The following is an 18,137-nucleotide window of genomic DNA, read 5'->3' on the forward strand; positions in this document are numbered from 1 at the left end:
GACGCCGCGATCGCAGTGACCGGATCATGCTCAACAGTCTCGATCTCGAAGGCCGTCCTGAAGACACCAGGGTCGTCGTCGCCATGTCCGGCGGCGTGGACTCCTCGGTGACGGCCGCGCTGCTGAAGTCGGAAGGCTACGACGTCGTCGGCATCACCCTGCAGCTCTACGATCACGGCGCGGCGACGCACCGCAAGGGCGCGTGCTGCGCCGGCCAGGACATCCACGATGCCCGCAACGTCGCCGAGCGCCTCGGCATCCCGCATTACGTGCTGGACTACGAAGACCGCTTCCGCGAGTCGGTGATCGACAATTTCGCCGCCAGCTACGCTTCGGGCGAAACGCCGGTGCCGTGCATCGAGTGCAATCGCGCCATCAAGTTCGGCGATCTCCTGAAGACCGCGCGCGAGCTCGGCGCCTCCGTGCTCGCCACCGGCCACTACGTCGCCTCGCGGCGGCTGGCGGACGGATCGCGCGCGCTCACTTGCGCGGCGGACAGCGATCGCGACCAGAGCTACTTCCTGTTCGCGACCACGCGCGAGCAGCTCGATTATCTGCGCTTTCCGCTCGGCGACATGACCAAGCCGGAGGTGCGCGAGCTCGCGCGCCGCTTCGGACTGGAGGTCGCCGACAAGCACGACAGTCAGGACATCTGCTTCGTGCCGACCGGCCGCTACACCGACATCATCGGCAAGCTGCGCCCGAACGCGATGGAGCCGGGCGAGATCGTCGATCTCAATGGCCGCGTTCTCGGCGTGCATCAGGGCATCGCGAACTACACGATCGGTCAGCGCAAGGGCCTCGGCATCGCTGCCGGCGCGCCGCTCTACGTCGTCAAGCTGGACGTCGCCACCCGCCGCGTCGTGGTCGGCCCGCGCGAGGCGCTGCGCACGCATCGCATCACGCTGCGCGAGGTCAACTGGATCGGTGACGGCGCGCTCGACGCCGCCGCGCGCGAGGGCCTCGAATTGTTCGTGCGGGTGCGCTCGACGCGGCCGCCGCAGCCGGCTTGGCTGCGCGGTGCGGACGGCCGTTACGAGGTCGAGCTGGTCGCCGGCGAAGAGGGCGTCTCGCCGGGCCAGGCCTGCGTGTTCTACGATGCCGCGTCCGGCCGCGCCCGCGTGCTCGGTGGCGGCTTCATCCAGAGCGCCGTTGCGGAAAGCAGCAGCTTGGGCGGCAACGTGATCAGGCCGCAGCGCGTGGCCGAGCCGGTCCGCGGCTGATCAGCATCCATCATTCGGGGCAGGGGCATGGGGGACATCGACCGCGCGGGGGTCGAAAAGGCCTATGAGCGCTGGGCGCCGATCTACGATCTGGTGTTCGGCAAGGTCTTCGATCAGGGCCGCCAATCGACCATCGCGGAAGCCGATCGCATCGGCGGCCGCATTCTCGACGTCGGCGTCGGCACCGGTCTGTCCTTGTCGGACTATGCCCGGACCACGAAGATCTGCGGCGTCGATATCTCCGAGCCGATGCTGCGGCGGGCGCAGGCCCGCGTGCGCGAGCTGAAGCTCTTCAACGTCGAGACGCTCGCGGTGATGGACGCGAAGCATCTCGCGTTTCCCGACAATTTCTTCGACGCGGTGGTCGCGCAATACGTCATCACCGCGGTGCCGGATCCCGAAGCGACGCTCGATGATTTCATCCGCGTGCTGAAGCCGGGCGGCGAGCTGATCCTGGTCAACCATATCGGCGCCGAGAGCGGCCCGCGCCGCATCTTCGAGCTCGCCTTCGCGCCGATCGCGCGCCGGCTCGGCTGGCGGCCGGAGTTCCCCTGGGCCCGGCTGGTGAACTGGGCCGCAAAGCATGGCGGCGTCACGCTGGCCGAGCGCCGGCCGATGCCACCGCTCGGACACTTCTCGCTCATTCGCTACCGCAAGGGCTGACCGCCAGATCCTCTGGCCGTGCGCTTTGCCACGCCATCCGCGCGGAACGCGAACGCGGGGTTTGCGTTGCCCCGCCATGAGCATCAGGCAATCCTTGTTCCTCTCCTTGGCACTGGTCTCGGCCGCGGCCGCGGCTGCGGCCCACGCCCAGGCGCCGCCGACGGCGGCCACACCTCCGCAGGCGACGGCGCCGGCCCCCGACGCGAATGCCGCCTGTGCGCCGAATGCCCGCGCGACGGCGACGCCCGACGGCATCACCACCGGCAGTGCCGGCGAGCCGCTCGGCGACAAGCTGGCGAAGACCAACGGTGTGTTGTGTCCGCCGAGCGGGGTCGATCCGGAGATGCACGCGCCGACCCCGGAGGGCGGCACGACGCCGGTGATCCCGCCGCCCGGCAGCCCCGGCGGCAATCCGAACGTGCAGCCGAAATGAGCCTCTTGTGATCTGCATTGCCGAGCCGTCGCTCTTGGCGCACACATCGGCCTGTGGCCCTCGACGAGCGGCGGATACATGCGCAAGGCCTTGGAGAGTCGTCCGGAAATCCCCTGGTGTGAAAACCGCTGCTGCCCGCGAGCTTTGCTTGACAGGGGCGGAGACGCCTCCTTATATGCCGCCCGTTCACAAGGCCCGGCGCCCGCTTCGACCGGTCTTGCCTTGATCGAACATCGTGGCGGGGTAGCTCAGCTGGTTAGAGCACGGGAATCATAATCCTGGGGTCGGGGGTTCGAGTCCCTCCCCCGCTACCACGCGTGACCCACTATTGTAGCTGCCGTCTGGGAACACTCCTTTCCCGAGTAAAGCAGCTAGCTTTCCCTTCACTTCGATCTCAAATCCTTCCCTGGGTCCCTTCGGGTAAATCGTGACGCTGTGCACGAGAGCCCGGAAATCGTCGATGAGCGTGCCTCGGTCGTCCTCGGCAATGGCGTGGTCCGCCAAGGTTTCCGCTAGCGCATCGACGGTTGCGACATATCGGTCCAAGGTTGCCGGGTGAAGGGCAACCGGAACAGGCGCTTCCTCGAGCGCGGCCAGTTCCGCCTCTACCCGCTCTCGCTCCTCTTTGAGCTCGGCGATGCGTTGCCGAGCGTCGTCCTCCGAAATGACGTATCGGACGACAAGATCGATGTTGCGCTGCCGCTCGCCCTCGATCCGATCGCGCTTCGCCTCCAGGCGCGTGCGTGTTGCGGCGGCGTCTCCGGCAAGGCGCTCTCGTTCACGATTATAGTTGCGCACATAGGTCTCGATCAGCCGAGGATCCTTCAGTTCTTCGGCCATGCCGCTGAGGACCAGATTTTCGACGTCGCGAAGGTACAAGATTCTGCGGTTCGAACAGCTGCCGCTTTCGCGCACGGCCGAGCAGCGGACGCGGGTCTTGCCCGTTTTGTCCCGGTCATGCACCGACAGGCCGGATCCGCAGCAACCGCAGCGAAGAAGTCCGGAAAGCAGATGTGGCGTTCGGCGCTTGACGTGGCTGGCGAGACGGCTCTTCTGCGACTTCAACAGATGAGCCTGTTCCCAAATGGACTGTTCGACGATCCGCAAATGGGGGGCTTCGATGCGCTGCCACTCGTCCGGCGGATTGGGCCGAGACAGCCGCTTTCCGGTGTCGGGATCTTTGACCATCCGGACCTTGTTCCAGACGATGCGACCCGCATACAGCTCATTGAAAATGAGGCCGTTCCCGCGCTGCGCGTTGCCGTTGATCGTCGATGCATTCCACCGCGGGCCTCGCGGCGGACGAATTTCCTCGCGATTGAGATCCCGCGCAATGTCGCGAGGTGTTCGTCCGTCGGCATAAGCGGCGAAGATGCGCCGAACGACGGCGGCCTCCTGCTCGACGATTTCGAGCTCGCCGGGTTTGCCGGCGACCGCACGATAGCCATAGGCGCGCCCGCCAGCGTGGCGGCCATCGCGTATCACGCCGGCCATACCGCGCCGGACTTTCTTCGCGCCATCCTCGCGTTGCATCTGTCCGACGAGACCGCGAATCCCTATCAGGATGGAGTCTGCCGTGCCGTCATGCACCGCTTGGATCTGGATCCCCTGAAAGGACAGCCTCTTGTGAATTCCGGCGAGATCCTCCATGTCGCGCGAGAGCCGATCCAACGCCTCCACGACTACGACATCGAATGTGTGCAGGCGTGCAGCATCCATCAGCTGCATCAAGCCATCGCGTCCAAAAACCGAGGCCCCAGACCGGGCCTTGTCCTCGAACGTAGCGACGACTGAGAGCTGATGACGCGCCGCATAGGTCCGACACAAAGCGATCTGATCTTCAGTCGATCTTTCGCTTTGGAGCTCGGTCGAGAATCTGGCGTAAATGGCTGCGCGCTTCATCATGAACACCATTGCTGCGGCACCGAGAGTTGACCGCATCAAGATGGCATTTTGTCAGCGGCTCTCTTTCCCGCAGATGATCGCGCCTCGCATCGGCAATCGCAAGCGCTTCAACGAATTTGGCCAGGGCATTGTCAGTTTCGGCAACACAGCCTGTTGCCCGATGCGATCCCTGTCCGGTCTTTTGTCGCGCCATCTCAACAGGATGCTGCGCGGGGAGAGCCGAGGCGAGATCGGGGAACGATGAAGCGTAGCATTGGATAGAATCGAGAACAGAAACGTCGTTTGGATGCGGATCGCTTTGACCTTGGGCACTGTGCCTGCCGTCGGCACAGTCAAAAGAGGGGTGTCCGGAAACGGAAGAGGATCGGAGACGCGCTCGCCGTTTAGGATGCGCTGGCGAAGGAAAGGGTCCGGGATCGAAAGTGGGCGGTGTATGAAGTGAGGATACGAGAGCACGAGTCTTTACGTTCTGCGGCCGGTTGAAGGATCGGAAATCGAGCTCACCGCGGCTTCCTCGAATCGACCTTCCGCACGCCATCCGGCTGGATCTGCGATCCATCGGTTTATATCGGATTCATGCCAGCCCGAACCGTTGCTGCTGATTTTGAGCTGGGCCGGGAACGTGCCCTCGGCGATCTTGCGGTAGATTGTGGACCGGGACAGCCCGGTCCTGGTGAGGATGGTCTTCAACCTGATGATCTGGTTCGCGCATGGCCGTGATGCCCTTCGCTGGTCGATTCTGAGGTGTTGTGAGACCAGAGAGGCCAAACAGATGCAGGCGGACAATAAGAGTTCGCGCGTTGCCAAGCGTGGCGTAGAGCCGGCGGCAAACGGGATGGGTCAAATTCCAAGGCTTCGGCCTCTGCCGAGATCGATGCCATGGACGAAGGCCAGATCCTGGCCGAGCCGGCGGCCTGATTCGAATGCAATGCCGAGATCGTTCTTGCGACCGGCGAGAATGGATTCCAATTGCGGGTCGCGTTCGAGACTTTTCGCCATGTCGCCCATCGCGGACCGCGTGGCCTTGTAACCGGACATGTCCCCGGCCTGATATTGTCGCTGACTGGTGTGCTCGAGCTTCTGCCAGCGCTCTACGAAGCGATCGGCGCGGCGGCTCGGATCGGTGCGCAGTTCAGTCTCGAGCTGGAGCGCGCGGATGGCGCGGTTGAGGCGTCCGCCAGCGGCCTCGCGGGCCAGCTCGGGGTTCTTCTTGTAGGCGGCCTCAGCGTCGTGGGAGCCATAGGGGCGCACCTTTTCGAAGGCCTGGCGGGCGGTCTGTAGCTCTTTGACCTGTTCGGGGCTCGCTCTGCCGCCCATCTCATGCGCTGCGAAGATCGCATCCACGGCGCGAGCATGGCGCACCAGCGCTCGGGTCCGCACACGACGGGCTTCCGCTTCGGGATCTTGCGCCACGGTCCTTGCCGGCACTTCGGCTTCGCGCCGGTCGGCTGCCGTGCCGCTGTTTTCTTTTTCGGGGGATCCCCGCTCGGGCCGTCGTCCGCCATCCCGGTCGAGCACCTCTCCAGAAACGCTAAGGCCGTCGAACATGCCGCGCAGCGTCTCTGGCACGGCCTTGCGCACGATCTCGGCCACGCGCTCGCGGAACGTGATCCCGCGCCGCTCGGCGTAGCTCTGGACGGGATCGGCACGGTCGTAATCCAAGGCCATGTCCTTCGACCGGTCGCGCGACAGAGCACGGTTGAGCCGATCCGCATCGGTAAAATCGTTGCGGCCATAATGCAGGTCCACGCTGTCGCGATGCCGCGACAGTGCGACATAGCTGCTGTGGGCGTCCATGCCGGGCGTTGCCAGTACATGGACCCGGTCGACCGTCATACCCTGCGCCTTGTGGATCGTCGCGGCATAACCGTGGTCGATCCGGTTGTAATCCTTGAGGTCAAAGCGCACGGACCGGCCATCGTCGATCTGCACGGTCATGGATTGCGCGCTGACCAGTTCAATGGTCCCGAGTGTGCCGTTCTTGACACCAAGCCCACGCTCGTTCCGCAGGAACATGATGCGGTCTCCGCCGGCGAAGCTTCTCGCGCCGCGCTCGACCGTTACACCCACCTCATTGCCCAGAGCGCCGGCGGCCCGCATCCGTCCGCGCGCCGCCTCGTTCAGCGCGCGCACCTCGTCATTGGTATGGGTCAGGATGATCCGGCTCCGGTCCGGCGATACCTGCCGGTCGCGGTCCCAGCGCGCGATCAGATCGCCCCGCGCCTGCTCGCGGGTCATCGCCTCATGCACCATGCCGTTGGCCCGATAGGCTTCTAGCGCATGGCCGACCTTGCCGGTCGCCAGATTGCGCGTGGCGTCGCGCTGCCAGTCTTCGCGCTGACGGCGTATTTCGCCGATCTCCGCCCCGCCGTGACGCTCATGGATCGACCGGAAAGCTGCGCCCGCCTCGATGGCCTGCAGCTGCTGCGGATCGCCGACCAGCACGACCTTGGCGCCCGCCTCGGCAGCACGAGACATCACGCGCTCGAGCTGGCGCGTGCCGACCATGCCCGCCTCGTCGATGACGAGCACCTCGCTCGATTTGAGTAGATCACGGCCCTGCTCCCAGCCATGCTCCAGACTGGCAATCGTGCGCGACGCAATGCCCGACCCGCCTTCGAGGTTTTCTGCTGCAATGCCGGACAGCGCCACGCCCCGGACCTCGAAGCCGGCTGCTTCCCACGCCTCCCGCGCCACCCCCAGCAGCGCGCTCTTTCCTGTCCCGGCATGGCCGACCACGACGCTGAGACCGCGTCCATCCGTGACGTGCGCCAAGGCGTCAACCTGCTCGGATGACAGCACCAGGCCGCGTGCTTCCGCACGCGCCAAAGCGGCCTGGCGATCCTCGTCGCGCACCTGGTGGCGCTCCCGTTCTGCCATCAGCTCAGCGGCCCGGTGCAGGCGCCGTTCTGCTTCGATCATTCCGCGGGTGGTGAACCGATCCTCGCCGCGAGCGTCCTTGCCGAGGTCGACTAGATCTGGCGCTCCCTGCATTGCGCCCAGCACTTCATTGAACTGGTCGAGCCCGTCACTGTGCCGATGCGCAAACTTTGCGAGGTCACGGCGTGTGAAGGTCGATTGCTGTTGGGTGATCGCGTCCAGTCCAAGGGAGGGATCGGCGATGATCCTCCTGCCGTTGTTTCGCGCGATCTCGCGGTGCATCTCGGCCCGGTCAGCCTCAGCGCCCTCGCCTCCGCCTCTCCGCCCCTCAATGCGCTTGGCCGGTGCGCCGATCTGGCTTTGCGGCTCGAGCGCAATGCCCTGGGCTTCCAGGCTGCGGTGATCAATCCGCGCGTCGATGTCGAGCTCGGCCAGCCGCTCGTTGGCAATCTCCGCCCAGCGTTCGCGCCAGCGCTCGACCATCTCCGTGCGGTTCCACTCTCTCACCTTCTGACCAAAGCCGTTCTGATCGACCGAGCGCATTGTCAGCATGACATGGGCGTGCGGCTTGGGCAGGCCGTCTTCGGCCCTGTCCCAATGCACATTAAGATCGGCGATCATGCCGCGACGGACGAACTCGCTCTGAACGAAGTCCCGAGCCAGCTCAATGCCCTGCGCCTCAGTCAGTTCTCGCGGAAGGGCGAACTCGATCTCCCGGGCCAGCTGGGCGTCCTTGCGGACTTCGAATGCTTCGACATCGTTCCAGAGCCGCTCGCGGTCACTCCACGCCTCCGGCGCATTCTCCGGCAGCATCACCTCGGAATGGACGACGCCGCGCTTGGCCGAAAAATCCTGCTCACGGCCCAACCGCTCGTCGCGCAGCCGCGAGCCCGAGCGGTAGGCCGCCGATGCCACCGCGCTGCTCCCGGCCTTCCGGCCAATGACCTTGACGTGAAGATGATAGATCGCCATCGCGAGCAGAGCATCTACACAGCGAAGCGTACGTCGGCACGACGTATAAGCGCGCCCTCCCTCGAAAAAATCTCGGGAGGGATTATCCCATCTCAGCTCGTCCTGACGACCTTACGGCAAGGCGCCGCTAGCCGAGTTATCATTTCTCCGCCGACGTAGGGAGACGACAATGCGCAAACCAAGGGACTTTGATGCGGACCTGAAGGCACTCGACGACAAAGCGCACGAGCTTAAAACCCGCAAGGTGCGGCAGCTAGGCGAGCTCGTCATTGCCACGGGAGCTGACGCGCTTAGCGCAGACGAACTCGCTGGTGCGCTGATCGTGCTGGTCGAGACCAAGGAGGCCGGAAAGAGGGAGGCATGGGCCAAGCGCGGCGTCTCGTTCTTTCAAGGACGGTCGATGCGGAATGCGCCAGCAACTGACCGCGACGCTAATGTGGTTTCGACGCAACCGAGCGGCGCGCAACCGGCAACAAGCCGCAAGGGCACGGCGTGACATGCGCTCTTGGCAGATCACGCGCCGAAAGCGCACCCGCCATCTCATCGAACTCGGTGGCCTCGTCGTCAAAGCCGGTGTCGTGGAGCAAACCGGCGATGATCGCGCCATCATCTATGGCGCGCTGCTCTGGGTTGCTGACAAACTCCAAAGTGATCAGCGCGAACGGGCGCGAGCGCTATGGATGGCAGAGGGGAAGCGGGTGTTTGAGGCGGAAGCGGCGACACCAGACAAGAACGATCAAAATGGCTCAACACCAAGCAAGAGCTGAAACTCTGCCTGCCCAATCGCCAGTGTCCTTGACGCGCAATTGGCGGCTGTGCGGTGTGAGCTTGAGCCGGCGAGAGGCATGGCAGCAATGCCGCTTAGCGCTCCGGCAAGCCGGCGGCGATCATCAGCTTGATCATCCGATCGGCGGCCTGGACGAAGACCGGGCTGGTGTTCTTCATCGGCGGTGCAACGTTGAGGGCCGTCGTGCCAGGCCGCAACCTCAGGCCCTCCTGCATGGCCGCCTTCGCCTCCTCGGTCCGGCCCAACTGCTGGTAGGCCGCCGCCAGATTCATGTGCGGTCGCCCCGAGGCCGCGGTCTGCGCCGCGACGGTGGTCGGCGCATCGTTGCTCAGGCTGCATCAGGGCCACGACGGTCTGATTGGCAACGACCTCGTCACCAGCAACGTCGCCATGCTTGAACATGTCTTCAAGCCAAGTGAGGATCACGGGCTGCGCGTAACAGCTCGCGTCTCAATTATAGAACCGAGCATCCCATTCCTGGAGCTGGACAGCTAGTTTGGAAACCCCTTGAGTTTTCCCCAACGGGATTGGTGTGGAGGCAAAAGGGTGAAGGGCGTAGCGCAAGCAAGTCCGCTAGGAAGCGAAGGCGAAGAATGCGACTCCGGCGTCAACGACACCAGCACGCGCCTTGGGAGCACGTCCGCTGAACGTGTATCGAGATCAGCCTGGATCGCGATCGCGCTCAGCTTCGCAGCGGTCCTGCTCGACGGGCTTGATACCAGTTCGATCGGCGTGGCGGCTCCCGTCATCGCAGCCCACTTCATGGTCTCGCCGGCGTCGCTCACACCTGCGTTCGTGCTGACGAGCGTCGGCGCCGTGCTCGGATACCTGGCGTCCGGCCCGCTGGTCAGCCGTTGGCAGGCGCGTCCTGTCCTGATCGCAAGCGTGGCGGCGTTTGGCGTTCTCTCGCTGGCAACGCCGCTTGCGGGTTCCGTGGAGCAGCTTGCAGCGCTGCGCCTGATCACGGCTATTGGGCTCGGTGCAGCGTTGCCGTCGGCGATTGCCATTGCGACGTCGCAATGTCCGCCAAGGCTGAAGGAGACGGCTGCCGTCATCGTCGGGACCGGGCTCGCCGCCGGCGGCATCCTGGGCGGTGTGCTCGGTGCAGTCCTGACCGCGCGTTTGGGTTGGCAGTCCATCTTCATCATCGGCGGTGCCCTGCCGCTCGGACTCTCCCTCGTTCTGCTGTTTTGGTTACCCAGGCTGACCGCCGCGCGCGATCCGTTGTCGACCAATCAACGCGACCTGCACCTGGGCGGTTTGAAGCTGATCGGAGATCTGCTCGCCACTGGCGTTGCGAGCCGGACCGTCAGCCTTTGGATATTCTCCTTTCTGATCTTCGCTGACGGCTACGCACTGGTGTTCTGGCTGCCGGCGCTGCTCGTCAAGCTCGGATTCTCGACCGAATATTCGCAGCTTGGCATCAGCTTCTTCAGCGCCGGCGGCCTGGTCGCCAACGTCCTCGTGATGCTCCTCGTGAGCAGGCTTCCGATTGCGCGTATCCTGGTGTCGGCCGTGACCCTTGGGGTCATGTCTGCGGCGGGGCTTGCGGCGCACGACGTGGTCCCGCTCGGTGTCTGGCTGCTGATTGCCGGAACCGGTGCAGGTCTGATCTCCTGCAGCGTGGGGCAGTCCGCTCTCGCTGTCGCGATCTATCCCGAAGCGCTTCGCACCCACGGTGTCGGCTTCTCCGCTGCCGCCGGCCGCATCGGCTCGATCGTTGGGCCCGCGTTCGCAGGTCTCCTCGTTTCGAAGGGTGTTGCGCCGAAAGCGATCTTGCTCGCGGCCACGCTTCCCGCATTGCTTGCGATCTTCGCTCTGCTTCCGCACTTGCGGACGACGGAGCGGTCATGATGCGGCGTTTCAAATCTGGAACGCTGCTCGCCATTTTCGGACGCTGGCTGCATTTGGTGAGAGAGCTTAAGCCGTGGGGCCGGGAAGTGCCTTGTCGGAATAGGAATGACCGCTGTGGAGCATGTTGAGCTGGAAACGCCGTTTGGTCGGCTGCGCGGCGCGCGATCAGAAGGAGTGACCGCGTTTCGGAGAGTTCCGTATGCGGAAGCCCCCGTCGGCCCATTGCGCTTTGAGATGCCGTCAGTGCCGCCGCGATGGGGCGGTGTTCGCGACGCCGTCGCGGCCGGGCCGATTCCTCCGCAGAATCCGTCGCGTCTCGACGTGGTGATGGGGACCTACGACGTCGAGCAAAGCGAGGATTGTCTCCATCTGGACGTCTGGACCGGTCATGCGGCAGGCGACCGCGCTCCGGTCCTGGTGTTCATTCATGGCGGCGCCTTCATGACCGGAGGCGGATCGCTGCCTTGCTACGACGGAGGCATCCTCGCGAAGGACAATGGCCTCGTCGTTGTCAACGTCAGCTATCGGCTCGGCATTCTCGGCTTCTTCCCGCATCCCGGCCTCGGCGGTCTGAACCTCGGCCTGCACGACCAGGTCGCAGCGTTGCGCTGGATAGCACAAGCCATCAGCGTGTTCGGCGGAGATCCGCAGCGGATCACGGTGATCGGCCAATCGGCGGGCGCATTCAGCATCGCGGCCCTTGCCGGCATCGAAGCTGGATCGGGGCTGTTCAACCGGGCGATCCTGATGAGCGCGCCGGTCGGCGTCAAGCTGCGTACCGTCGAACAGTCGCGACCGGTCGCCAATGCAATCCTCGATGTTCTCGGCATCGCCGCTGACGAGGTCGACAAACTCCGAACGATCCCGATTGGTCGCGCCCTCGAGGGCTTGCGCATGCTGCAAAGGCGGCCGCCGGCGACCCCGGGAGATATCACGCCTCCCTTCATGCCGGTTCTGGATGATGCCCTCGTGCACCGCGATCCCATCGAGTCAATTCGAAGCGGCGGCGCACGGTGGTGCGACATGATGATCGGCTTGACGCGCGAGGAGTATGCCGCGTTCTCGATCTCGAATCCGTCGCTCGACGAACTGTCCGATGATGCGCTCGAGGACGTGATCCGATCCCAGGGGGACGACGACGCAAGTGCGACGCTGGCACGGCTGCGTTCCTCGCGCGTGCCTGCGACACCTCGCATGCTCCTGGGCGACTTCTACAGCGAACGGATGTTCACAAAGCAGAGCCTGGAGATCGCCGCCACGCAGTCCAGCCTCGGTCGAAAGGCCTTCACCTATCTGTTCGACTGGCAGGCGCCCGTTCCGGGCCTGGGAGCCTGCCATTGCATCGATCTTCCCTTCCTGTTTGGCAACTTCAACATCTGGCAGTCGGCTGCCATGGTCAAAGGCGCGGACCGGCGCGAAGTGCAGGACCTGAGCCGCCTCTTCAGAGGCTCGATCGCCGCGTTCGCGGCAGCGGGAGACCCGAACGCGCGCGGTCTTCCGGAATGGCCCGCCCACGCGGCGGATCAGGCGGTCCTGCATTTTGATCGCCGCATCACGGCATCGCGATACATCGCCTGACTCGAGCAGGAACGGCCGGGAGTTCTCTCAACGCCTGGCCGGTCTGGGCCTGCGCTTCTTCACGGCGCGTTGGGATTTGCGCCTCACGGCGGACGCCGGACCCGATGGCTGCGGACTATCGGACGAGCGCAGCCTGTCCTGAAGAAATTTGGCGAGACCGGCGAGGAACAAACGGCCGGCGACCGTCAGGGATCGGCGCGAAGGATAGAGCGCATAGAACGTCACCGGTGGCGGCGCCCAGTCGGGAAGCGGCAGAACGAGCCGGCCATCGAGCAGGTCGGCGTCGCACATCGGCATCGGCAGTCGCGCGAGACCGAGGCCGCGTAGCGCAGCCTGGCGAATGATGTTGAGGTTGTTGGCTGAAAAGTTGAGCTTGACGTTGATCTCCGTCGTCGCGTCGCTTGCGCCTAACAGACGCCAGCGCGCCATGAAGCCGTCGGCGCCCCATCCGACGCCCGGGAGGCCTTCGAGGTCTGCGGGGGTCGTGCGCGGGCCGAGGCGCGCCATCAGGGCGGGCGCTGCGACTAAGCGGTAAGGCGCTGTCGCGAGCTTCTGGCAGATCAATTCGGAATCCGCCAGATCTTCGCGCACAGGATGGATTGCGAGGTCGTAGTGATCGATCTTCGGGTCGAACGTCCCTTTGGTGTTGTCCAAGGTCAGGCGCACATCCGGATAGGTCTCGGCAAACTGGATGGCAAAATCGGCGACCAGAATCTCGGAGAGGACGGCCGGGCAGGAGATGCGCAGCATGCCCGAGGGGCGGTTCGTGCGGTCCTCCGCAAGCGCCTTGATCGCAACCAGCTCTTCCCTGATCTTCTGGCTCCGCTCGTAGATAGAGAGGCCGATTTCAGTCGCCGCGAAGTTGCGCGGGCCGCGATGAACGAGATGCACGCCGAGCTGACTTTCGAGGTCGCCGATCCGTCTGCTCAAGCTCGACTTCGGAATGCCTGTCTTGCGGCTCGCCGCCGACAGGCTGCCGGCCTCGATGATTTCGACGAGAAGTGTCAGGTCATCGACCGTTCCCATGAGTAATCCTCTGCGGAGATCTCAGACAGAAGTCCGGATTCGATGAGACGATCGAAAGCGGCACTCCAGCAAGCAGGTCGTCGTTCCAATCCTGGAACGTGACTGTACCGATTGCCGGACTTTTTGTCCCGCGTCCACTGCCTATGCTGTTTCACCGAACTGAACGGGGCGGTTCGAGGGACAACACGCCGGACCACGACAGCGTCTGATGTCTTGGACCTGGGCTTAGAGGACATTGGAGGGGGACTTGAGGCATCATATTCAGCCATTACTCATGGCACTGGCTTTTGCGTCGTGCGCAAGCGCGGCAGCTGTCGCGGAGGATTTGCCGGTCAAGGCAAAGCCAGCGGCCTCCGGTCAGCCATTCTTTTCGCTGATCGATGATCGCCTCACCTTCTCCTATATCCCCAAGGCGACGGACCCCGGCGTGTTCTCCAGGAATCCGGACGGGTCGCTCAACAGCACGACCGCGATGCAGGTCTACTCGTTCACGCATTTCGACATCTGGCAGTACGGTACGAACTTCCTGAACATTTCGATGTTCAAGGCGGACCATAACGATCCCGCCAGCCCCTGCACGAACGCGGGCGTCGTGGTCAATCCGGGCACCGGTGTTGCAACACCGGCCAATTGCGCGGGTGCAATCTTTTTCACCGGTCAGAGCCGTTCGACATTTGGCTGGAATGAAATCTTCGATACCAAGGCGTTCACGGTCGGCCCGCTCCGCAACATCTCCTTCGAGGTCGGTTTGGACCTGAGCACGTCGAACTACTATCGCGCCGCCGCTGCGCAGGCCGTATCGGCCGGCCTGCAGTTCCAGTTCGATCTTCCCTACAAGGGTTACGTCAACGTCGCGCCGCTCGCGACATGGATCTACATGGCACACATGGGATTCCTGCAGTGCGGTGGTGGCTTTGCCCCTCCGGGGCCCGGCGTGAGCTGTCTGCCCGACGGCAACCGGCGGTATCAGCCGACCTGGGCGATTGAAACGAACTACTACATGGACCTCGGCTTCTTACCCGAGAGCATGCGCTATTTATCCATCAGCGGCCGCGCCCAGTTGCTCGGCGCGCTCGGCCCCGAGAACAGCCCACTTCCCTATAATCCGCTGCCCGTCGCGGCGCCGGCCAACTCCATGACCAAAGTCTCACTCAACTCCGAGCCGATCCGCCTTACCTTCGATGCCTCCAAAGCGATGTGGGGCCCGAAATTCTCGCACTATCTCGATGTCTGGGTGGCCTATCGCTACTGGCAGAACAAATACGGTCTCGATCACAATGTCAGCAAGCTCTGCACGAGATCGCCAGGGGTGAGCAACAACACCTGCACCGAATCGAGTCTGTCCAGCGGCATCAGCGTGAAGTTCTAGTGCGTCGACAAAACGGGGGAGAGCGGTTTACCTGCCGCGCCTGATGCGACCGTCGTCAGCTTTTTGGCGTCGCACAGCACCGCCCGATGGGAAACGATGTTCGGAGAGGCCTTGTGCGAGGCCGCGGACAGCAAGCAGATGTCCCGCCATGGGTTCGGCACTCAACTGCTTCGGATCCAGGAATTTTCTGGCCGTCGTGATGAACAGCGTTTTGAGGTCGCTGCCTCCAAAGCACACGCAGGTCGGGTTCGTCACCGGCAATGGGACGATGGTGTCGATCTGCCCGTTCGGGCGGTAGCGTACGACGCGGCCGCCCGAGAAGAAGGCTGTCCATAACCCGCCTGCGGCATCGACGCAGGCGCCGTCCGGTCTTTCCTTCGACGTGCTATAATCTGCAAACAGGCGCCGGTTGCTGATGATACCGTCGTCGAGATCGAAGTCGAACGACCAGGTGCAGTATCGCCGCGTATCGGTGAAATAGAGCGTGCGGTTGTCCGGCGCGAACGCGATCCCATTGGTCACGATGACGTCGCCGAAGATGCGCGTCACCTGGCCGTCTCCGGTCACGCGATAGAGCGAGCCGTTCGGGCGATGCAGCTGGTTGTCCATGGTGCCGATCCACAAGCGGCCGCGCGCATCAACCCGGCCGTCGTTGAGGCGGTTGTCGAGGCCGTTTTCGACCTCGACAAACTGCTCCGGATGATCGGCCGCGCGACGGTACAGAGTCAGATCCCGTGCGAGCAGATGCGAGCCGTCCGCCGTCAGCGCCTGGCTGCCAAGGAATTGACACTCATGGGAAACAGCGTGGTGCGCGCCAGTTTCCGGATCGAACGACTGATGCAGCCTGCCGTCGATATCGATCCACCACAGCTTGCGGGTCCGGTCGCACCATAATGGCGTCTCGCCGAGGAGATCGGCGTTGGCCACCGCAATCTCGACCCGATCAGCGGAGATCGAATGAATGGTCATGTCGGAATCCCGTTCCAGCCGCGCGCGCTATCGATCTCAGCTTTTCCAGCGGGCGCATCGCCTGGACGAAGCGGCAGTTCCTTGCGCAGCAGGTCCGCGGCGTCGGCGGAAGGAACGACAACTCCACGCCGACAGCAAGCCCCGGCGTCGCGACGGATCGGACATGCCCGAGCGCGAGCGTCATGGCCTCGACCGAGGTTGACGATCCGAACACGGCCGGCGGCATCCAGTATCCGGCGTCCGTCCTATTGGGGATGCTGTCCCGCTCGTTCCGGTTGGCGGTGTAGACCGTCTTGTCCGGCTCGCCCTTCACATAGATGAGGATCGGCAGGTGCCGGCTGATGCCGATCGCGTCCATGAAGTCGAACTGGAAATGGTAGTAGCCGCCGAGAAGGTACTGATGTTGTGCTTCGACGTGCAGATCAGGACGTCGATGCCGGCCGCGTCGAGCAGGCCGTCGAGCCGGGCGGTCGAGAAGGGAATGTTGGCGCGCATGAATCGTTCTCTGCGTCGACCACCCGGGGGGCGGCAAGGTGAGGGCGATCAATTGCCGGTCCAGGAGGACAGGGCATGCGCGACACAGTTGTTGATGTGCTCGCTCAGGACGGTCCTTGCGCCCTCGATGTCGCGCCTCAGGGCGCATTCCAGCAGCGCCTTGTGCTGGTTGATCGTCTCGCTGCCGCGATAGCGCAGTGCGTAACGGAAATATTTGTCGAACACGATGGAATGCGTATGCATCAGCTCGCGCGACCCGCAACGCGAGATCAGCGCCTGGTGGAATTCGCCGTCGTAGCGCTTTCGCAACTCGGGATCGTCGCCCTCCTTCAGGATGGTGCGCTCGGTCGCGGCCAGCTTGTGATGCGCTGACACCACGCGTCCTTCCCACTCGACGTCTCCGGCGCGGAACGACTCGGCCATGGCGTGATGCTCCAGCAGGATGCGCAGCTCGGCGAGCTCGCGCAGGTTCTGGAGCGAGACCGGTGCCACCTCGAAGCCACGCTGCCCTTCGGCGACCACGAAGCCTTCGGACGCCAGGCGATTGAGGATCTCGCGCAGGGTCGAGATGCTGACGCCGTAATCCTCCTTCATCGCCTCGAGCCTGAGGCGTCCCGACGGCGTGAGCACGCCGAAAATGATGTCGGAGCGGATGCGCCGATAGCCGCTGTCGCCCGCCGACAGCGGCCGTTCCTCAAGATCCGTCATGCCTTCTGATCCCGCTCGCCCGGAGCGCCGCCCTGTGGGAGCGGGCCACTCGCCGGCATTATAGCAGAGTCGCGGCATCTGATGTCCATTGAAATCTCATATGAAATTATGATTGTCGTTTGACATCGATATTGATGTGTGTTTTCTCGATAAACAGAGGGTACGGAAAATAAGCGCTCAACCCGCCGCGTGCCCCGAAGAAACCAGGGAGGACACGATGAGCTTGTTCGCACGGGCGCTGTCTGCCGCCGCGATCTCGGTGGCGCTGACGGTCGGCGCATCTGCCGCCGATGACATTCAGGAGCGGACGATCCGGTGGGGGCACCTGAACAACACCGATCACCCCGTCAGCTTCGGCGTGCAGAAGTTCGGAGAGATCCTGCTGGCCAAGAGCGGGGGTAAGATGAGGGTCCGCGAGTTCGCGGCCTCGCAGCTCGGCAACGAATTGCAGCAGCAATCCGCGCTGCGCGGCGGCACTCAGGAGATGCTGTCGGCCTCGACCACGTCGCTTGCGACCGTCGTGCCCGAGTTCGGCCTGATCGATTTCCCGTTCCTGTTCAACACGACCGAGCAGGCCGATGCGCTCGCGACCGGCAAATTCGGCAAGGCCATGCTTGAGGGCCTGCCGTCGAAGAACCTGATCGGCCTCGGTTATTGGGGCCTTGGCTTCCGCAACGTCACCAACAGCACCCGGCCGATCACCAAGGTCGAGGACTTCGCCGGCCTGAAGCTGCGCGTCATTCCGAACCCGGTCTATCTGGAGAGTTTCAGCGCTTTCAAGGCCAATCCCGTCCCGATGGCGTTCGGCGAATTGTATTCGGCGCTGGAGACTCGCACCGTCGACGGGCAGGAGAATCCCTACACCGTCATCCTCTCCAACAAGTTCTACGAGGTGCAGAAGTACGTCTCGGCCACCAACCACACCTTCACCCTCAACATCATCCTGGTGAGCAAGACGTTCTGGGACAAGTTGTCGCCGACCGAGCAGCGCCTGATGCGCGAGGCCTATGAGGAAAGCCGCAACTATCAGAAGGAGCAGACGCGCCTCCAGACCGAAAAGGCGCTGGCGGAATTGCAGGCCAAGGGCATGCAGTACAATGCGATCGCTCCCGAGGAGACCGAGCGCATGCGCAAGGCGGTTCAACCGGTCGTGGACAAGGTCTCGGCCAATCTTCGGCCCGAGACGGTGAAGCTGTTCAACGAGGAAGTCGAGCGCATCCGCAAGGACGTAAAGTAATCGCCTCTCCATCACGATAGGCGGCGGAGCCGGCCCAT

At 63.8% G+C, this 18,137-nt stretch carries 18 protein-coding genes and 1 tRNA gene; 11 read left to right on the top strand and 8 right to left on the bottom strand.

Annotation, left to right across the window (positions count from 1 at the left end; genetic code table 11):
• The first annotated feature begins 26 nt into the window (after positions 1-26).
• The 4 genes from mnmA (at position 27) to ACQR0W_RS04260 (ending at position 2,633) form a co-directional block, all read left to right on the top strand.
• Positions 27-1,223, top strand: coding sequence for a tRNA 2-thiouridine(34) synthase MnmA (gene mnmA, locus ACQR0W_RS04245; RefSeq protein WP_315714172.1), 1,197 nt, complete (start codon positions 27-29; stop codon positions 1,221-1,223).
• A 27-nt stretch (positions 1,224-1,250) separates the two neighbouring features.
• Positions 1,251-1,886 (top strand): class I SAM-dependent methyltransferase, encoded by a 636-nt coding sequence (locus tag ACQR0W_RS04250; RefSeq protein WP_316172598.1) that lies wholly within the window; start codon positions 1,251-1,253, stop codon positions 1,884-1,886.
• 76 nt (positions 1,887-1,962) lie between these two features.
• Positions 1,963-2,319, top strand: a complete 357-nt coding sequence (locus ACQR0W_RS04255; RefSeq protein ID WP_316186733.1) for a hypothetical protein — start codon at positions 1,963-1,965, stop codon at positions 2,317-2,319.
• 237 nt (positions 2,320-2,556) lie between these two features.
• Positions 2,557-2,633 (top strand) — tRNA-Met (locus tag ACQR0W_RS04260).
• Here the strand turns inward: ACQR0W_RS04260 and ACQR0W_RS04265 are convergent.
• Entirely contained in the window at positions 2,590-4,260 is a 1,671-nt protein-coding gene (locus ACQR0W_RS04265) for a recombinase family protein (protein WP_315714387.1), read from the bottom strand. The genes ACQR0W_RS04260 and ACQR0W_RS04265 overlap by 44 nt on opposite strands.
• Between ACQR0W_RS04265 and ACQR0W_RS04270 the strand changes: the two genes are divergently transcribed.
• Positions 4,205-4,468 carry a hypothetical protein gene (locus tag ACQR0W_RS04270; protein ID WP_315707331.1) on the top strand — a complete coding sequence of 88 codons (264 nt, stop codon included), beginning with the start codon at positions 4,205-4,207 and terminating at the stop codon, positions 4,466-4,468. The genes ACQR0W_RS04265 and ACQR0W_RS04270 overlap by 56 nt on opposite strands.
• A gap of 218 nt (positions 4,469-4,686) precedes the next feature.
• Here the strand turns inward: ACQR0W_RS04270 and ACQR0W_RS04275 are convergent, their stop codons facing one another.
• Together ACQR0W_RS04275 and traA are read right to left on the bottom strand one after the other, a co-directional pair.
• Positions 4,687-4,962, bottom strand: coding sequence for a helix-turn-helix transcriptional regulator (locus ACQR0W_RS04275; protein WP_315707353.1), 276 nt, complete (start codon positions 4,960-4,962; stop codon positions 4,687-4,689).
• A 102-nt stretch (positions 4,963-5,064) separates the two neighbouring features.
• Entirely contained in the window at positions 5,065-8,076 is a 3,012-nt protein-coding gene (gene traA, locus ACQR0W_RS04280) for a Ti-type conjugative transfer relaxase TraA (protein ID WP_315714175.1), read from the bottom strand.
• Positions 8,077-8,245: 169 nt separating this feature from the next.
• Between traA and ACQR0W_RS04285 the strand changes: the two genes are divergently transcribed.
• Together ACQR0W_RS04285 and ACQR0W_RS04290 are read left to right on the top strand one after the other, a co-directional pair.
• Positions 8,246-8,572: a conjugal transfer protein TraD gene (locus ACQR0W_RS04285; protein WP_315706518.1), complete on the top strand. Its 327-nt coding sequence runs from the start codon at positions 8,246-8,248 to the stop codon at positions 8,570-8,572.
• A gap of 1 nt (position 8,573) precedes the next feature.
• The gene (locus ACQR0W_RS04290; RefSeq protein WP_315706517.1) at positions 8,574-8,843 is read left to right on the top strand and encodes a conjugal transfer protein TraD; all 270 of its coding nucleotides are present in this window, start codon (positions 8,574-8,576) and stop codon (positions 8,841-8,843) included.
• Between the two features lie 94 nt (positions 8,844-8,937).
• On the opposite strand, the gene ACQR0W_RS04295 is transcribed toward ACQR0W_RS04290, so the two are convergent.
• Complete coding sequence (locus tag ACQR0W_RS04295) at positions 8,938-9,135, bottom strand: tetratricopeptide repeat protein (RefSeq protein WP_315706516.1); 198 nt, start codon at positions 9,133-9,135, stop codon at positions 8,938-8,940.
• Between the two features lie 274 nt (positions 9,136-9,409).
• Between ACQR0W_RS04295 and ACQR0W_RS04300 the strand changes: the two genes are divergently transcribed.
• Both ACQR0W_RS04300 and ACQR0W_RS04305 read left to right on the top strand, forming a co-directional pair.
• Complete coding sequence (locus ACQR0W_RS04300; protein ID WP_315706515.1) at positions 9,410-10,717, top strand: MFS transporter; 1,308 nt, start codon at positions 9,410-9,412, stop codon at positions 10,715-10,717.
• A 105-nt stretch (positions 10,718-10,822) separates the two neighbouring features.
• Positions 10,823-12,295: a carboxylesterase/lipase family protein gene (locus ACQR0W_RS04305; RefSeq protein WP_315706514.1), complete on the top strand. Its 1,473-nt coding sequence runs from the start codon at positions 10,823-10,825 to the stop codon at positions 12,293-12,295.
• A 27-nt stretch (positions 12,296-12,322) separates the two neighbouring features.
• Here the strand turns inward: ACQR0W_RS04305 and ACQR0W_RS04310 are convergent, their stop codons facing one another.
• Complete coding sequence (locus tag ACQR0W_RS04310) at positions 12,323-13,321, bottom strand: LysR substrate-binding domain-containing protein (protein WP_315706513.1); 999 nt, start codon at positions 13,319-13,321, stop codon at positions 12,323-12,325.
• 274 nt (positions 13,322-13,595) lie between these two features.
• Between ACQR0W_RS04310 and ACQR0W_RS04315 the strand changes: the two genes are divergently transcribed.
• Positions 13,596-14,690, top strand: a complete 1,095-nt coding sequence (locus tag ACQR0W_RS04315) for a hypothetical protein (RefSeq protein ID WP_315706512.1) — start codon at positions 13,596-13,598, stop codon at positions 14,688-14,690.
• Positions 14,691-14,717: 27 nt separating this feature from the next.
• On the opposite strand, the gene ACQR0W_RS04320 is transcribed toward ACQR0W_RS04315, so the two are convergent.
• The 3 genes from ACQR0W_RS04320 to ACQR0W_RS04330 are packed head-to-tail and all read right to left on the bottom strand — an operon-like array spanning position 14,718 to position 16,862.
• Positions 14,718-15,659: an SMP-30/gluconolactonase/LRE family protein gene (locus ACQR0W_RS04320; protein WP_315706511.1), complete on the bottom strand. Its 942-nt coding sequence runs from the start codon at positions 15,657-15,659 to the stop codon at positions 14,718-14,720.
• Positions 15,634-16,206, bottom strand: coding sequence for a hypothetical protein (locus tag ACQR0W_RS04325; RefSeq protein WP_315706510.1), 573 nt, complete (start codon positions 16,204-16,206; stop codon positions 15,634-15,636). The genes ACQR0W_RS04320 and ACQR0W_RS04325 overlap by 26 nt, the downstream gene beginning before the upstream one ends.
• Positions 16,203-16,862, bottom strand: a complete 660-nt coding sequence (locus ACQR0W_RS04330; protein WP_315706509.1) for a GntR family transcriptional regulator — start codon at positions 16,860-16,862, stop codon at positions 16,203-16,205. The genes ACQR0W_RS04325 and ACQR0W_RS04330 overlap by 4 nt, the downstream gene beginning before the upstream one ends.
• Positions 16,863-17,079: 217 nt before the next feature.
• Between ACQR0W_RS04330 and ACQR0W_RS04335 the strand changes: the two genes are divergently transcribed.
• Positions 17,080-18,099, top strand: coding sequence for a TRAP transporter substrate-binding protein (locus ACQR0W_RS04335; RefSeq protein WP_315706508.1), 1,020 nt, complete (start codon positions 17,080-17,082; stop codon positions 18,097-18,099).
• The last annotated feature ends 38 nt before the right edge of the window (positions 18,100-18,137 follow it).

This window comes from Bradyrhizobium sp. HKCCYLRH1034, assembly GCF_051168375.1.
In the GTDB taxonomy this organism is placed as follows: Bacteria; Pseudomonadota; Alphaproteobacteria; order Rhizobiales; family Xanthobacteraceae; genus Bradyrhizobium.

Bases quoted from the DNA above. Each gene is read 5' to 3' on its own strand.
- mnmA (WP_315714172.1), top strand. From the start codon at position 27: ATGCTCAACAGTCTCGATCTCGAAGGCCGTCCTGAAGACACCAGGGTC.
- ACQR0W_RS04250 (WP_316172598.1), top strand. From the start codon at position 1,251: ATGGGGGACATCGACCGCGCGGGGGTCGAAAAGGCCTATGAGCGCTGG.
- ACQR0W_RS04255 (WP_316186733.1), top strand. From the start codon at position 1,963: ATGAGCATCAGGCAATCCTTGTTCCTCTCCTTGGCACTGGTCTCGGCC.
- ACQR0W_RS04270 (WP_315707331.1), top strand. From the start codon at position 4,205: ATGGCTGCGCGCTTCATCATGAACACCATTGCTGCGGCACCGAGAGTT.
- ACQR0W_RS04265 (WP_315714387.1), bottom strand. From the start codon at position 4,260: ATGCGGTCAACTCTCGGTGCCGCAGCAATGGTGTTCATGATGAAGCGC.
- traA (WP_315714175.1), bottom strand. From the start codon at position 8,076: ATGGCGATCTATCATCTTCACGTCAAGGTCATTGGCCGGAAGGCCGGG.
- ACQR0W_RS04285 (WP_315706518.1), top strand. From the start codon at position 8,246: ATGCGCAAACCAAGGGACTTTGATGCGGACCTGAAGGCACTCGACGAC.
- ACQR0W_RS04290 (WP_315706517.1), top strand. From the start codon at position 8,574: ATGCGCTCTTGGCAGATCACGCGCCGAAAGCGCACCCGCCATCTCATC.
- ACQR0W_RS04295 (WP_315706516.1), bottom strand. From the start codon at position 9,135: ATGAATCTGGCGGCGGCCTACCAGCAGTTGGGCCGGACCGAGGAGGCG.
- ACQR0W_RS04305 (WP_315706514.1), top strand. From the start codon at position 10,823: ATGACCGCTGTGGAGCATGTTGAGCTGGAAACGCCGTTTGGTCGGCTG.
- ACQR0W_RS04310 (WP_315706513.1), bottom strand. From the start codon at position 13,321: ATGGGAACGGTCGATGACCTGACACTTCTCGTCGAAATCATCGAGGCC.
- ACQR0W_RS04315 (WP_315706512.1), top strand. From the start codon at position 13,596: ATGGCACTGGCTTTTGCGTCGTGCGCAAGCGCGGCAGCTGTCGCGGAG.
- ACQR0W_RS04320 (WP_315706511.1), bottom strand. From the start codon at position 15,659: ATGACCATTCATTCGATCTCCGCTGATCGGGTCGAGATTGCGGTGGCC.
- ACQR0W_RS04330 (WP_315706509.1), bottom strand. From the start codon at position 16,862: ATGACGGATCTTGAGGAACGGCCGCTGTCGGCGGGCGACAGCGGCTAT.
- ACQR0W_RS04335 (WP_315706508.1), top strand. From the start codon at position 17,080: ATGAGCTTGTTCGCACGGGCGCTGTCTGCCGCCGCGATCTCGGTGGCG.